The organism is Stenotrophomonas sp. S39, from assembly GCF_016624665.1.
GTDB lineage: Bacteria > Pseudomonadota > Gammaproteobacteria > Xanthomonadales > Xanthomonadaceae > Stenotrophomonas.
The window spans coordinates 193,292-206,037 of sequence record NZ_JACVTT010000001.1; the positions used below are offsets into that span (position 1 = coordinate 193,292).

The 12,746-nt window shown below is 67.0% G+C and carries 12 protein-coding genes and 1 pseudogene; 4 read left to right on the top strand and 9 right to left on the bottom strand.

What is annotated here, in order from left to right; genetic code table 11:
- Positions 1-153: 153 nt before the first annotated feature.
- The 3 genes and pseudogenes from IAE41_RS00880 to IAE41_RS22750 form a co-directional block, all read left to right on the top strand.
- Positions 154-477: a hypothetical protein gene (locus IAE41_RS00880; RefSeq protein WP_200731642.1), complete on the top strand. Its 324-nt coding sequence runs from the start codon at positions 154-156 to the stop codon at positions 475-477.
- A 97-nt stretch (positions 478-574) separates the two neighbouring features.
- Positions 575-994 carry a BLUF domain-containing protein gene (locus IAE41_RS00885; protein WP_200731643.1) on the top strand — a complete coding sequence of 140 codons (420 nt, stop codon included), beginning with the start codon at positions 575-577 and terminating at the stop codon, positions 992-994.
- Between the two features lie 257 nt (positions 995-1,251).
- Positions 1,252-1,503: pseudogene (locus tag IAE41_RS22750) on the top strand (DUF4172 domain-containing protein); the annotation flags it as partial.
- A 17-nt stretch (positions 1,504-1,520) separates the two neighbouring features.
- Here IAE41_RS22750 and IAE41_RS00895 read toward each other — a convergent pair.
- The 3 genes from IAE41_RS00895 to IAE41_RS00905 all read right to left on the bottom strand — a co-directional run bounded on the left by IAE41_RS00895 (position 1,521) and on the right by IAE41_RS00905 (position 4,959).
- Positions 1,521-1,904 (bottom strand): helix-turn-helix domain-containing protein, encoded by a 384-nt coding sequence (locus IAE41_RS00895; protein WP_200731645.1) that lies wholly within the window; start codon positions 1,902-1,904, stop codon positions 1,521-1,523.
- Positions 1,905-2,079: 175 nt separating this feature from the next.
- Positions 2,080-3,378: a chloride channel protein gene (locus IAE41_RS00900; RefSeq protein WP_200731646.1), complete on the bottom strand. Its 1,299-nt coding sequence runs from the start codon at positions 3,376-3,378 to the stop codon at positions 2,080-2,082.
- A gap of 219 nt (positions 3,379-3,597) precedes the next feature.
- Positions 3,598-4,959 (bottom strand): EAL domain-containing protein, encoded by a 1,362-nt coding sequence (locus IAE41_RS00905; protein ID WP_200731647.1) that lies wholly within the window; start codon positions 4,957-4,959, stop codon positions 3,598-3,600.
- Positions 4,960-5,271: 312 nt separating this feature from the next.
- Between IAE41_RS00905 and IAE41_RS00910 the strand changes: the two genes are divergently transcribed.
- Positions 5,272-5,832 (top strand): fasciclin domain-containing protein, encoded by a 561-nt coding sequence (locus IAE41_RS00910; protein WP_200731648.1) that lies wholly within the window; start codon positions 5,272-5,274, stop codon positions 5,830-5,832.
- A gap of 53 nt (positions 5,833-5,885) precedes the next feature.
- Here the strand turns inward: IAE41_RS00910 and IAE41_RS00915 are convergent, their stop codons facing one another.
- The 6 genes from IAE41_RS00915 to IAE41_RS00940 all read right to left on the bottom strand — a co-directional run bounded on the left by IAE41_RS00915 (position 5,886) and on the right by IAE41_RS00940 (position 12,639).
- On the bottom strand, positions 5,886-6,323 hold the full coding sequence (locus IAE41_RS00915; protein WP_200731649.1) for a hypothetical protein: 438 nt from the start codon (positions 6,321-6,323) through the stop codon (positions 5,886-5,888).
- An 88-nt stretch (positions 6,324-6,411) separates the two neighbouring features.
- Positions 6,412-7,365 carry an alpha/beta hydrolase gene (locus IAE41_RS00920; RefSeq protein WP_200731650.1) on the bottom strand — a complete coding sequence of 318 codons (954 nt, stop codon included), beginning with the start codon at positions 7,363-7,365 and terminating at the stop codon, positions 6,412-6,414.
- Between the two features lie 112 nt (positions 7,366-7,477).
- On the bottom strand, positions 7,478-7,807 hold the full coding sequence (locus tag IAE41_RS00925; protein WP_200731651.1) for a hypothetical protein: 330 nt from the start codon (positions 7,805-7,807) through the stop codon (positions 7,478-7,480).
- An 85-nt stretch (positions 7,808-7,892) separates the two neighbouring features.
- Positions 7,893-9,536: an MFS transporter gene (locus IAE41_RS00930; RefSeq protein WP_200731652.1), complete on the bottom strand. Its 1,644-nt coding sequence runs from the start codon at positions 9,534-9,536 to the stop codon at positions 7,893-7,895.
- Positions 9,530-10,813 carry an alginate export family protein gene (locus IAE41_RS00935; protein ID WP_200731653.1) on the bottom strand — a complete coding sequence of 428 codons (1,284 nt, stop codon included), beginning with the start codon at positions 10,811-10,813 and terminating at the stop codon, positions 9,530-9,532. Before IAE41_RS00935 ends, IAE41_RS00930 begins: the two co-directional genes overlap by 7 nt.
- On the bottom strand, positions 10,792-12,639 hold the full coding sequence (locus IAE41_RS00940; RefSeq protein ID WP_200731748.1) for an amidohydrolase: 1,848 nt from the start codon (positions 12,637-12,639) through the stop codon (positions 10,792-10,794). The genes IAE41_RS00935 and IAE41_RS00940 overlap by 22 nt, the downstream gene beginning before the upstream one ends.
- Positions 12,640-12,746: the final 107 nt, after the last annotated feature.

Here is a 12,746-nt window from a genome sequence, read left to right on the forward strand (position 1 = left end):
TATGCCGGCTGCGGGCTTGCAACCGGTCTGTATGCCGGCTGCGGGCTTGCAACCGGGGAGCGCAGAGCATCCCTTTCGTGCTGTAGAGGCCGCGTGGCGGCGGCATCACACAGAATTGCGGCGGCCGGAGCTTGGCAGGCTGTCAAAGACTCCTTGGCCGATCGCCTGGCGATTGCTGCAATGGGTGCAGCTCAATACGGCGCCCCCGGAAATCGCTGTCAGTCCGACAGGCTCGCGCGCGACGAAGTCGCTGTCGCAGGTGTGGCAGTGCGCGTGCACCTTGACGATGCTTGGCCCGTCCGGTCGAGCGACGTCCAGGCATTCAACCTGGTCCAGTCGAAAGCGGCCGGTTTCGCCGGCGGCACCGCAGCTGTGGTGTTCCTCTCGCTCGCACATGTGATTTCCAGCCGTGGTGTTTGGTGCAGCATCCTGCTTTGCCGGGGAACATGGCGTGCTGCGCCCCTGATCCCTGCGTGAAGACGGGTGAAAGGCGGGAAATCCACTGGGCGGAAATGGTCAAGCGGACCACGGCTGGAAGGAGTACCTTGTCTGCAACCCATGACCGGACCCCTCCATGCTGCGTGCTGTCGCCTACCGAAGTGTTGCCGTGCAGGGAATTGATGCGCTACGCCTCGAGCGCATCGTGGAGGGCGCCCAGCGCTTCAACCGGATGGCGGGCGTGACCGGTGCCATGCTGTTCGATGGGGCACGCTTCCTGCAGTACGTCGAGGGGCCAGCGGACGGCATCGAGGGGGCGATCGGGCGCATCCGCGCCAGTGCCGACCATGATCGGTTGCACATGCTGGGCGACGCCGTGATCGATGCGCGTCGATTTCCCGCGTGGGACATGAGCTGCCTCATGCAGCCCAATACCGTGCTGGACCGGTTGTTCGTCGCTCGCTGGGGACGCGTGGATCACGCGCTTGATGATGCCGGCACGCCTGCCGGTGGGGTGGTTCTCCTTCGCCGATTGTTGGAGCGACCAGACGCGTAGCCGGTAAAAGGCGCACAAAGCGCTCGGTGCATCGGACCGATGAGCCGAATAGCTGGTCTATTCGGCTCACTCAATGAGCCGAATAGCCGCCTTTCGTGGCTCGGTGCAGAAAAGGGCATAGGTCTGCACCTCATTGGATCTGGCACCGCCCCGGCTGGCCTGCCTTCACATGGGACGCAACAGCAGTTGCGGGACGGCTGCGCGAACGCCAGCAGGTCCAGGACCAGCTGCTCGGCATGGCTGGGGCTGCTACGGGCGAGCAGGTCAAGGTGCTCAACCGCATGCTCGACGGCGGCGAGCGAGGCTTCGAGCACGGCATCAGTGCGGCTCAGTACCAATCAGCTGCCAAAGTTTCCAAGGCCACCGCTACCCGCCACTTGGCGGACCTGCTGAGAAAGGGCTGCATGCATCGTCTGCCAGGTGGCGGCCGTAGCACCCGGTATGTTGTTGACATACCTGCGTCGGACATCGCGTTGCCCGAGCGCCTGGCCCGAGGCAGCGCCACCTGAGAAGCGGGGCCAAGGCCTCAGTCCAGGACCACGGTGAACCGGATGGCCAGCGCTGACGGTATTACGGCCACCCCTCGCCGCTTCAATTCCACCAGGCCGTAGCGTTCCATCATCTTCAGGGTGCGCGAGAGACTTGGCACCTTCCGTCCGGTCAACCCGGCAAGTTCGGTCAGGGATTGCGGCTCGCGCTGGTGCAGCGTGTGCAGGAGGCGACGGTTCTCATCGCTCAACACCGCAGCCAACGAAGACAACGATGCGAAGGTGATCGTATCTGGCTGCTGCTGCTGCTGCTGCTGCTGCTGCTGCTGCGGCGGCGCGGAGCGCCCTTCCCGTTCGCCGCCGATGATGCAGCGGCGGCAGGCGGTCGTTGGGTGGATGGGAGTGCGGTCTGGCTCGTTCATCAGAGCAATCGGTTTGAGCAGCGCTGTAGTTTCGCGTTCCGCCCCGGGGTGGGATTGAACAAACCGCGCAATCGCGTGCTTCTGGCCGAACGTGTGTTGATGGTTTGCCGGCCAGCGGCCGGCACTACCGAGCATCGGCCGGAAAGAATGCCGACGCAGATCCGGCGGCGGGGCTTCACTTCACAAGCAGCTGCTCGGCCAGGCCGCGATAGATCGGCACCGGGCAGACCAGCCCGGACACCGCGCGGGCGATCAATACCGTCGCCAGGATGGGCAGCAGCAGGTCGCCGCTGTCGGTCAGCTCAAGCGAGATGACTGCCGATGTCAGCGGTGCCTGGGTCACGCCGGTGAGGTAGGCGCACATGCCCAGCAGCACGAAGGCGCGCGGGTCGACGGCGGGCATCAATGCGGCAAGGTTGTGGCCGATGCCAGCGCCCACGGCCAGTGCCGGCGAGAACAGGCCGCCGGGAATGCCCGCAATGTACGAGGCCAGGTTGGCGAGCAGTTTCATCAGGCCGAACTCGTGCCCCACCTCGGCGTGGCCCTGCACCAGGCTGCGTGCCTGCTCATAACCGGTGCCGTACGCCCCATCCCCGAATGCGGCGGCCAGGCCGACCACCACCAGGCCGCACCCTGCGGCGAGCAGCACCGGGTGCCGTTGCCGCAGCGTGCCCAACCAGCGCGGCCGGCCGGCAACACTGGCCAGCACCATGCGTGCGAATACCCCGCCCAGCAGGCCGGCGACCACCCCGCACATCAGGATGGCCAACCAGGCCTGGCCGAGCGGCATGCGCGCGGTCACGTGGCCGAAGTAGGTGTAGTTGCCGAGCAGGCCCAGCGAGACTACGCCGCCCACGATGACCGCGGTCAACAGCGTGCCCGAGAACCGATGCTCGAAGCGCCCGCTCAACTCCTCAATGGCGAACACGATGCCGGCCAGGGGCGTGTTGAACGCCGCCGCGATACCGGCAGCACCGCCTGCCAGCAGGAAGTGCGACAGCTCTTTGGGATCCTTGAAGCCGAACCAGCGCCCGAACAGATACATCAGGCTGGCGCCGACGTGGACGGTGGGGCCCTCGCGGCCGACTGATGCGCCACCGAGCAGCGAGAGCGAGGTCAACAGGAGTTTGCCGGCAGAAACCCCGGGCGAGAGATTGACCTGGCGGAAGGATTCATCGGGCTTTTCCAGCGCGGCGATGACCTGGGGAATGCCGCTGCCCCGGGTCGGGCGCAGGGCGCCGCTGGTCAGCCAGGCGAGCAAGGCGAAGATACCCGGCGTGAGCAGCAGCGCCCACCACGGCGAGTGGTTGATGGCGCGCTGGAACAGGCCGAACGCTGCGTCGCTGGCCTTGGCGAACAGGATGGCGACCAGCGCGACGGCCACTGCGCCGATCCACAGCGCGGCGCGGCGACGCCAGGCCTCGCTGCGCAGATGGCCGGCCAGAGAGGCCTGGATGCGGCGGAACGGGTTCATGGGCAGCAGTATGGTCAGTCTGGCGGGCCTGCGAAAGCAGCCACCGTGGCGGCCCACCTTGCGGCATGCGGCGGCTGGCCCCGGAAAAGCGGGTGCCGAACTCGGCCAGCGCCCAGGTGTAAAGCCGAGCCAATGCTCGGCTGCTCTCCGCCAAATGCAGCCGAGCACGGGCTCGGCTCTACCCGCTGATCAGTCGAGCAAGCTCGACTCTACAGATGATCAGTCGAGCAAGCTCGATGCTACCCGCGCGTCGAGCCACTGCTCCAGCGCGCCCTTCGGCATCGGCGGGGCGAACAGATAGCCCTGGAAGTGATCGCAGCCCAGGCCCACCAGCAGCTCCCACTGCGCGGTTGTTTCCACGCCCTCGGCCAGGGCGCTCATGCCCATCACCTGGGAAATTTCCAGGATCTTGCCGAGCAGGCGCTGCGCATTCTCCTGGCTCACGGCTTCTACGACAAACTGCCGGTCGATCTTCAACTTGCGCACCGGCAGCGTGCGCAGGGTGGCCAGCGAAGAGTAGCCGGTGCCGAAATCATCCAGCGCCCAGGTCAGCCCCAGGGACTCGAGCGCTTTCATCTTCTCGATCACGATGCCAGCATCGTGCGACAGCGCGGATTCGGTCAGTTCCAGTTCGATCAGCGCCGGATCGACCTCGGCCTGGGCGATGACTGCAGCCACCGAAGGCACGAACGCATCGTCGAGTACCTGCACCGGGCTGATGTTGACCGCCACGCGCAGGTGCCGTGCATGCGCTGTGCTGGACCATTGCTTGAGTGTTTCGCAGGCCTGCCGCAGGACTTCCAGGCCGATGTCCCGGATGGCGCCGCTCTCCTCCGCCTGCGCGATGAACGCGCCCGGCGGCAGCAGATCGCCGGAGGGCCGCCGCCAGCGCGCCAGCGCTTCCACCCCGGTGACCACGCCATTGCCGTGTACCTGCGGCTGGTAGTGCACTTCGATCTCACCATTGCGCACCGCACGGCCGAGCTCGCGCTCAAGCCGCAGGCGGTTGCCGATGTCCTTGCGGTAGATCGCAAAGATCGCGGCCAGCAGGATCATCGAGATAACCGTATTGGAACGCGCGCCCCACACGCGTACTTCGATGGGCGGCGACGTGCCGGGCGCGAGGAAATCCAGCGCGCCGATGGCAAACGCGGCGAACGTGGCCAGGCAGACCAGCGGGAAGACCAGGGATCCGTAGCGTTCGCGCGCATCGAAGGTAAAGGCGGCACCGGCGGCCAGCGGCAGCAGGAACAGATGCCCCGAACGCGGTACCCAGGCGATGGGAGCGTCGATGATGGCCACGCCCACGACCGACAGGAAAACGCCATGGGCAACGATCAGCAGGGACGTGCCATCGGCGCGGCGGCTGCGGACAACGGCCAGTACGCCCACCGCCATCACCCCGAGGAAAGGCGCGGCCAGCTCGGCACGGTCGACGTACAGGTAGCACGCCGTCCAGCCCAGGCCCAGCAGGATCGAGGAAATGCCTGCCAGTGACAGGATGGTGCCGATCTTCCTGCGGCGCGGTGCCTCCTGGAATTTCGGCAGGCCCTGCCATTTCCGTGCTGCTCTGTTGGGCATCTGCCGAAGCGTCCTCTTGGCGTCCGGGACGCGCGTGGTCGCGCCCCGGACGAAGGGTAGCAAAGCCCGCGCGCGGGCCAAATAGTGCCGTTTTTCTGGCGCGTGCCGGGTCTACGGCGCCTGTCCTTCGTCACGCCTTGTCAACGTCGTTGAACCATTCAAAAGACGGTTGCAATCGGCCGCATCCAAGCGCCCTGCATCACTCGTAGAGATAGGCACAACGCGCTGGCAAGGCTCCCATGGGCGCGTTATCCGCAGGCATTCCTGCATTCATGAAGAGGCCGAAGGGCCTCGTCCAGCGAGGACACGAACATGCGTAACCAGATCCAGCGTCTTGCCATTGCCGCGGGCATCGCGGTTGCTTGTGCCGCACCCGCAGCGTTTGCCGCCGATAACCCGATGGTGGGCGGCGTGCCGATGTATGCCAACAAGACCATCGTGGAAAACGCCTCGACGGCCAAGGACCTCAGCACCCTGGTGGCTGCGGTAAAGGCCGCCGGCCTGGTGGACACGTTGAGCGGCAAGGGCCCGTTCACGGTATTCGCGCCCACCAACCAGGCCTTCGAGAAACTGCCCGCCGGTACGGTGGACACCCTGCTGAAGCCTGAAAACAAGGCCAAACTGAGCAAGCTGCTGACCTACCACGTGGTGTCAGGCACCTACACCTCCACCCAGCTGATGGCGGCCGCGCGCAGCCATGGTGGCACCAGTACCCTGAAAACCGTGCAGGGTGAGCCGCTGACGGTGAAGCTGCAGGACGGCAAGGTCTGGGTGATCGATGCCAAGGGCGGCAAGGCGTCGGTGACGACTGCCGATGTGATGCAGTCCAACGGCGTGGTGCATGTGGTGGACAGTGTGCTGATGCCGAAGTAACGGCTGCTGGCGGAACCCGTGGTCAGCCATGGGTTCCGCGCTGCTGCGCGCGCTCAGTGCACCTGCGGCTGGCGGCGCGCATCCAGCGCTTCCTTGATGCGTGCAATATCGCTGCCGCCTGCGTCGGCCAGTCGACGCACCTGCTGTCGCTCGAGGGGCGGCAGCGGCGGCAGTGGTGGCGCTGCCTGGGGAGGCGGTGTGGCATTGACCAACCGTGCCACGGCATCGCGCAGCCGCAGTTCCGGGTAGAGACGTGCTGCGCACCAGCGCTCGGCAAAGCGTTTGCCCTGGCGGATGCTGGCAGCACGCACATCCTTGGTCTGCCACATCTTCTGCCCCTTCATCCAGAGACGAACGCCCGGCCGCCCGTCCGGGGCGACCGCGGCGATTTCGCGTGCGTTCCACCACAGCGCCCAGCGCTCACCGGTCTGCACCCAGCCGGAGACGATGCGTGCGCGATTGACGTCTTGATGTGCGGAGGGCGTAAGCATGGCCCAGAGGATACGGAGGGCGGTCTCACGGCCTGCGACGCCAGCGGGAGCAACGCAAAGGCCCCGGCACATGACGGGGCCCCGTCACTCACTTTTCCTGCAGGAAGGTCAGCAGGTCCTGGTTGACCTTGTCCTTGTGGGTGTCGGTCAGGCCGTGCGGTGCACCCGGGTACACGATCAGCTTTGCGCCCTTGATGAGCTTGGCCGACTGCCGGCCGGAGATGTCGATCGGCACGATCTGGTCGTCATCACCGTGGATGACCAGGGTCGGCACATCGAACTTCTTCAGGTCGGCGCGGAAATCGGTGGCCGAGAACGCGGCGATCGAGTCGTAGGTGTTCTTGTGGCCACCCTGCATGCCCTGCGCCCACCAGGCGTCGATCAGGCCCTGCGAGACCTTCGCCCCCGGGCGGTTGAAGCCGTAGAACGGGCCGGACGGAATGTCCTTGTACAGCTGCGCGCGGTTGTCCATCTGCGCCTTGCGGATACCGTCGAACACTTCGATCGGCAGACCGTTGGGGTTGTCGGCGGTCTTCAGCATGAACGGCGGCACCGAGCTGATCAGCACGGCCTTCTTCACCCGGCCGGTGCCATGGCGGCCGATGTAGCGCGCCACTTCACCGCCGCCGGTGGAGAAGCCCACCAGGGTCACGTCGTGCAGGTCCAGGGTGTTGATGACCGTGGCCAGGTCATCGGCGTAGTGGTCCATGTCGTTGCCATCCCAGGGCTGGCTGGAACGACCGTGGCCACGACGGTCATGTGCGATCACCCGGTAGCCGTGATTGGCCAGGAAGATCATCTGCGATTCCCAGCTGTCCGAGTTCAGCGGCCAGCCGTGGCTGAAGGTAACGACCGGGCCGTCCTTCGGGCCCCAGTCCTTGTAGTACAGCTGCACGCCATCGGCGGTGGTGATGTAGCTGGCGGTGCGCGCGATGCTGGTGACGGCTGCCGGCTTGGCCGGTTCGGCGGCGTGTGCGGACAGGCCAGCCTGGACAGACAGGGCCAGCGCGGCGGCGGCCAGGGTACGGGTGAAGGTGTTCATGGATGAACTCGCTTGGGTGGGTGGTGTGGGACGTACTGTGCGCCCGATTTCAGGCGCATCGGTGATGTATGGTCCGGAATACTTGATGGATCGTCTTGCACCATTGTGCGGATCACGGCCGCACGCAGGCGACGGCGTCGCAGCCGCCGGCAGCGATGCGGCCCTTCTCCAGCACCAGGATCCGGTTGGCGGCCCACAGCGCGCAGGACATGGCGATGCAGTCACAGCGCGCAGGTTGCTTCTGCTTTTCCCAGAGCAGCTCGAAGTAGCCCTCGCCGACCCGGCCGCGGATGGTGCCGGCCGCCTCGTGCTGTACCGATCCACTGCAGGTCAGTCCCCGGTGCAGTCCCCAGCGATGCAGCTCGGGCAGTGATTTCGAGCGCAGCGCCTCGTCGACCAGGCCCATGAGGCCTGCGGATGTCTGTGTTGCCAGGTACTGCATTGGGGTTTCCGGAAAGGCCTGATGTGCGCAGGGCGCCTTGTGGGGCGCCCTGCGGTGTAGCCACGTGCGGCAGACAACGGCGTTGTCAGATGTCCTGGTGGTGGTGTGCAGGCGGAGCCACCGGCGCATCGCCGCCGCCCACGAAGTGGCGGACCACCGGGGCGCGCTCACCCCTGTGCAGCGCCCGCAGCGCTTCCTGGATCTGCTTGTCGTCGGCGGTGATGCGTTCGTGCTGGCGCAGGTGTTCCAGCCAGGACGCGGCGACGAAGTACTCCAGGTGGATGCCCGGGCTGGCCACATCCTCGACGACACCCCAGACCACGGCACCGTCGCGGCGGCGGATGATGCCCAGCTGATGCATGTGTGCGTGGAATGCCGCGCGATCCGCTTCGTCGATGCGGTACTCGAGGGTGACCAGCACCGGGCCGCGGTCATGCGAGACGGCCACCGACAGTTCCGGTGCAGGCCAATGCCCGGCCGGGCGCAGGTTCAGTTCTTCGGTACCGGCAATACGCACGCGCCAGACCAGCAGGCCACCGACCACCGCGCCGATGGCGGCCACCAGCAGGGCCAGCTCCGGCGACGTCCGCTGCGCGAGCGCGCCCCAACTCAGGCCACCGGCGGCCATGCCGGCCGAGAAGATCATGATGTACAGCGCCAGGGCACGCGCACGCACCCAGGCCGGCACCGCGGTCTGCGCTGCGATCTGCAACGAGGACAGCACGGTGATCCAGGCAAAACCATTGATCATCATCACCGGCGGCAGCAGGTACCAGCTGCGCAGCAGTGCCAGGCCCACCAGGCTGGCGGCCAGCGAGAGCGTGGCCAGCAGTACCAGCAGGTCGCGGTCGAGCTTCGCGCGCAGCTTGGGCAGCAGCAGTGCGCCACCGACGGCACCGATGCCGATGCAGCCCAGCAACATGCCGTACTGCCCTGCCCCGCCGTGCATCTGGCCGCGGACGACGACCGGCAGCAGCGCGTTGGCGGCGGCAGCAAAGAAAAAGAAACCGACCGACTTGATCAGCACCGCCTGCAGCTTGCCTGCCTTCGTGGCGTAGCGGATACCGGCCTTGAGGCCGGCGCCGAAGCCTTCCGGCGGCAGGCTCGAAGCGGTTGCATCGCGCTTCCACGCCCACACCACCACCAGCATGGCGGCAAAGGTGATGGCGTTGAAGGCAAACGCGTACATCGCGCCGAGCTGGGACACGATGACGCCACCGATGGCCGGACCAATCGAGCGCGCGATGTTGATGCCGATCGAGTTGAGTGCAACCGCCGAAGCCAGCATCGGCTGCGGCACCAGTTCGGACACGATTGCGGCCTGTGCCGGCATCGCCATGGCCGCGCCACAGCCCATGCAGAACGTCAGCAGCACCAGCAGCTCCGGGGTGAGCATCTGCAGGTGGGTCAGCACGGCCATCACCAGCGCCACCAGCAGCATCCAGCCCTGGGTGAACACCAGGTACCTGCGGCGATCGACGATGTCAGCCAGCGTGCCGGCGGCCAGCGCCAGCAGCACGATCGGCACCGTCGTGGCCGACTGCACCAGGGCCACCATCAACGGCGAGCCGGTGCGCTCGGCCATGACCCAGGCCGCGGCCACGTCATTCACCCAGGTGCCGATGTTGCTGGCCAGGATGGCCAGCCACAGCGATCGGAACATGCCGATCTTCAACGGGGACCAGGCACCGGCCTGGGAAGTGTTCTGTGATGCGGCTGCATTCACCATTGCCATGCTCCAACGATCGAGGCGAACAGCGTGTCCTGGCCGCCGGCCTGCTTCAGTGCAGGACCCGCATCCATCCAGGCGAGCTGCAGCTGCCATTGCCAGTCTTCGCTGGCCTGCCAGCGTGTTTCGGATTTGTATTGATTGCCGATGCGGCGGGGGCCGCCTGCCGTACCTGGCAGGGCCACCAGCGGTGCCGGCGTGGTGTAGACCGCATCGGCGCGGCGGTGCTTCCAGGCCAGCTGCACGCCCAGTTCGGTGGTCACCTTTTCATGCAGGCGCAGGGCCAGCGTGGGCTGGATGTCCATCAGGTTGGCCGGCGCCAGCAGGCTGGCTTCACTGAAGTAGGCCGACTTCGGGTACAGCGCATTGAACGTGCCCAGGCGGCTATCGTGCAGGTTGCCATCGCCACTGGCGATGTCCGCCTTGACGCCCAGCCGCGGCTGCAGGGGCATGCTCTGCCACTGCCAGCCGGTATCGGTGGCGACCGTCCAGGCACGGATGTCCAGGTCGGCCGCTGCGGTGCGCAGTTCGCCGCCCTGGGCGACCAGCTCGGTGTTCCAGTCCAGGCCGCCCGCGCGGCCGAACCAGCGTGCACCCAGGGTCTGGCGGCGCTCGATGCCGCTGCCGGCGGCAAAGCGGCCCGCCTCCCTGCGGTAGTCGAGCAGGTACAGGTCCCACTGGCCGGGCCCGTGGCCGCGGGCGGTGGTGGCATAGGCACCCGACAGGTGCGCGCCCCGTTCGCCTCGGTCATCAAACGCGCCCGGGCGGTTCTCGACCGCGCGCAGTGCCATCAGGTCCAGCGTGCCGAGGCGACCGTTCCAGCCGACGCGTGCACCGTCGAACGCCAGGCGGATGTTCGGCCCGTCACGCACGGACAGCAGCCGCGAGCTGCCGTAGCCGGCTTCCTGCCGCCCCAGCTGCACGTGCATGCCGTTGTTTTCCCAGCGCCAGTACGCCTGCTGGATGTCGAGCGCGCCACGATCGGTCTTGCCCGGGCCGCCGGCCTTGCCTTCCTCGGCATGGGCGCCCAGCTGCAGCATGGCCTGCCAGTTGTCCTGGCGGTACCGCGCCGATGCCAGGGCGCGCAGCAGTCCATAGCCATCCTCGCTTCCGCCGATGCCGAACCGGGTCGGGTCGTAGTACATGCCGCGCAGGCGCAGCGAGGCATCCAGCTGCAGCTGGCCATCGCCTGCGTCGGTACAGGCGCCACCGCCGCAGGCCAGGGCCAGCGACGGCGTGGCCAGCAGGGCCAGGGTCAGAACGCGAAGCATGAGCATCCCATTGCACCCCAGAACGAGGTCAGTTCATTGGTCGGCGCGGCGTGCAGCGCCGCATGGCCGTGCGCGCCGTGGGCACCGCAGGGCGCGCCGTGGTGGTGGTGATGGGCCATGGCCAGGCCGGTGGCGGTGCCGCCGACGTGGTAGCCACCGAACGTGTTGACCGGCGACCAGTCCGGCATCGCCGGCGGCAGCGGTGCCGCGAGGCCTTCGAAATCGCCATCGGAGTGCACGATCCTGCCGCCGACCACGGTCAGCAGGCTGGTGATATCGGCAATCTGGCTGTCGTCGACGCGGAAGAAATCCGACGACAGGATGCTGAAGTCCGCCAGCTGGCCGACCTTCAGGGTGCCCTTGGTGTTCTCGTCACCCGAGAACCACGCGCTGCCCTGCGTCCACAGGCGCAACGCCTGTTCGCGCTCCAGCAGGTTCTCTTCGCCATACAGCGCCAACCCACCCACGGTGCGTCCGGTCACCAGCCAGGACAGCGCCACCCACGGGTTGTAGCTGGCCACGCGGGTGGCATCGGTACCGGCACCCACCGGCACGCCTTCGGCCAGCATGCGCTTGACCGGCGGCGTGTGCCGCGCGGCCTGTACGCCGTAGCGCTCGACGAACGCCTCGCCCTGGTAGGCCATGCGGTGCTGCACGGCGATGCCGCCGCCCAGCGCACGGATGCGCTCGATGTTGCGCGGGGTGATGGTTTCGGCGTGATCGATGAACCAGCGCAGGCCGTCGAACGGGATTTCGCGGTTCACCTGCTCGTAGACGTCGAGGATGCGGGTGATGCTCTCGTCATACGTGGCGTGGATGCGGAATGGCCAGCGTTTCTGCACCAGCAGCTTGACCACGTCGTGCAGTTCGGGCTCCAGCTCCGGCGGCAGTTCCGGGCGGGGTTCGTTGAACAGTTCGAAATCGGCCGCCGAGAACACCAGCATTTCGCCGGCCCCGTTGTGGCGCAGCAGGTCATCGCCCTGGCGCGGCGTGAGCATGTCCGTCCAGCGCTCGAAGTCGGCCATCTCCTGGCCCTGCTTCTGGGTGAACAGGTTGTAGGCGATGCGCACGGTCAGCTGGTCATCGCGGTGCAGCTTCTCGATGACCTGGTAGTCCTCGGGGTAGTTCTGGAAGCCGCCGCCGGCGTCGATCACCGAGGTGATGCCCAACCGGTTCAACTCGCGCATGAAGTGACGGGTGGAATTGGCCTGGTACTCGATCGGCAGGCGCGGACCCTTGGCCAGGGTTGCGTACAGGATGAGCGCGTTGGGCTTTGCCAGCAGCAGGCCGGTCGGGTTGCCCAGCGAGTCGCGCACGATCTGGCCACCCGGCGGATCCTTCGTATCCTTGGTGTAGCCCGCCGCGCGCAGCGCCGCGCGATTGAGCAGTGCGCGGTCGTACAGGTGCAGCAGGAACACCGGCGTATCCGGTGCGATGTCGTTGAGTTCCTGCAGCGTGGGCAGGCGCTTTTCCTGGAACTGGGTGGCGGTGAAGCCGCCGACCACGCGAACCCATTGCGGTGCCGGGGTGCGGTCGACCTGGGCCTTCAGCATGGCCATGGCATCGGCCAGCGAGCGCAGGCCATCCCAGCGCAGTTCCAGGTTGTAGTTCAGGCCACCGCGGATCAGGTGGGTGTGGCTGTCGTTGAGCCCGGGGATGAGCCGGCGCCCCTGGCCGTCGAGGATGGTCGCCTCGGCGGCCCAGCCCCGCATGACCTCTTCGTTGGTGCCCACGGCCACGATCCGGCCATCCTGCACGGCCAGCGCCTCTGCATGCGGCATGGCCGGGTCGAGGGTGGTGATGCGGGCGTTGCGGATGACCAGGGTGCTCATCCGCTTGCTCTGCTCGGGCGAGAACACCTTGGCGAAGCTGCGGCCGACGAAGCCCATGGCCAGGGCGGCGCCTGCGCCGACGATGACGTTGCGGCGCGACGGGAGAA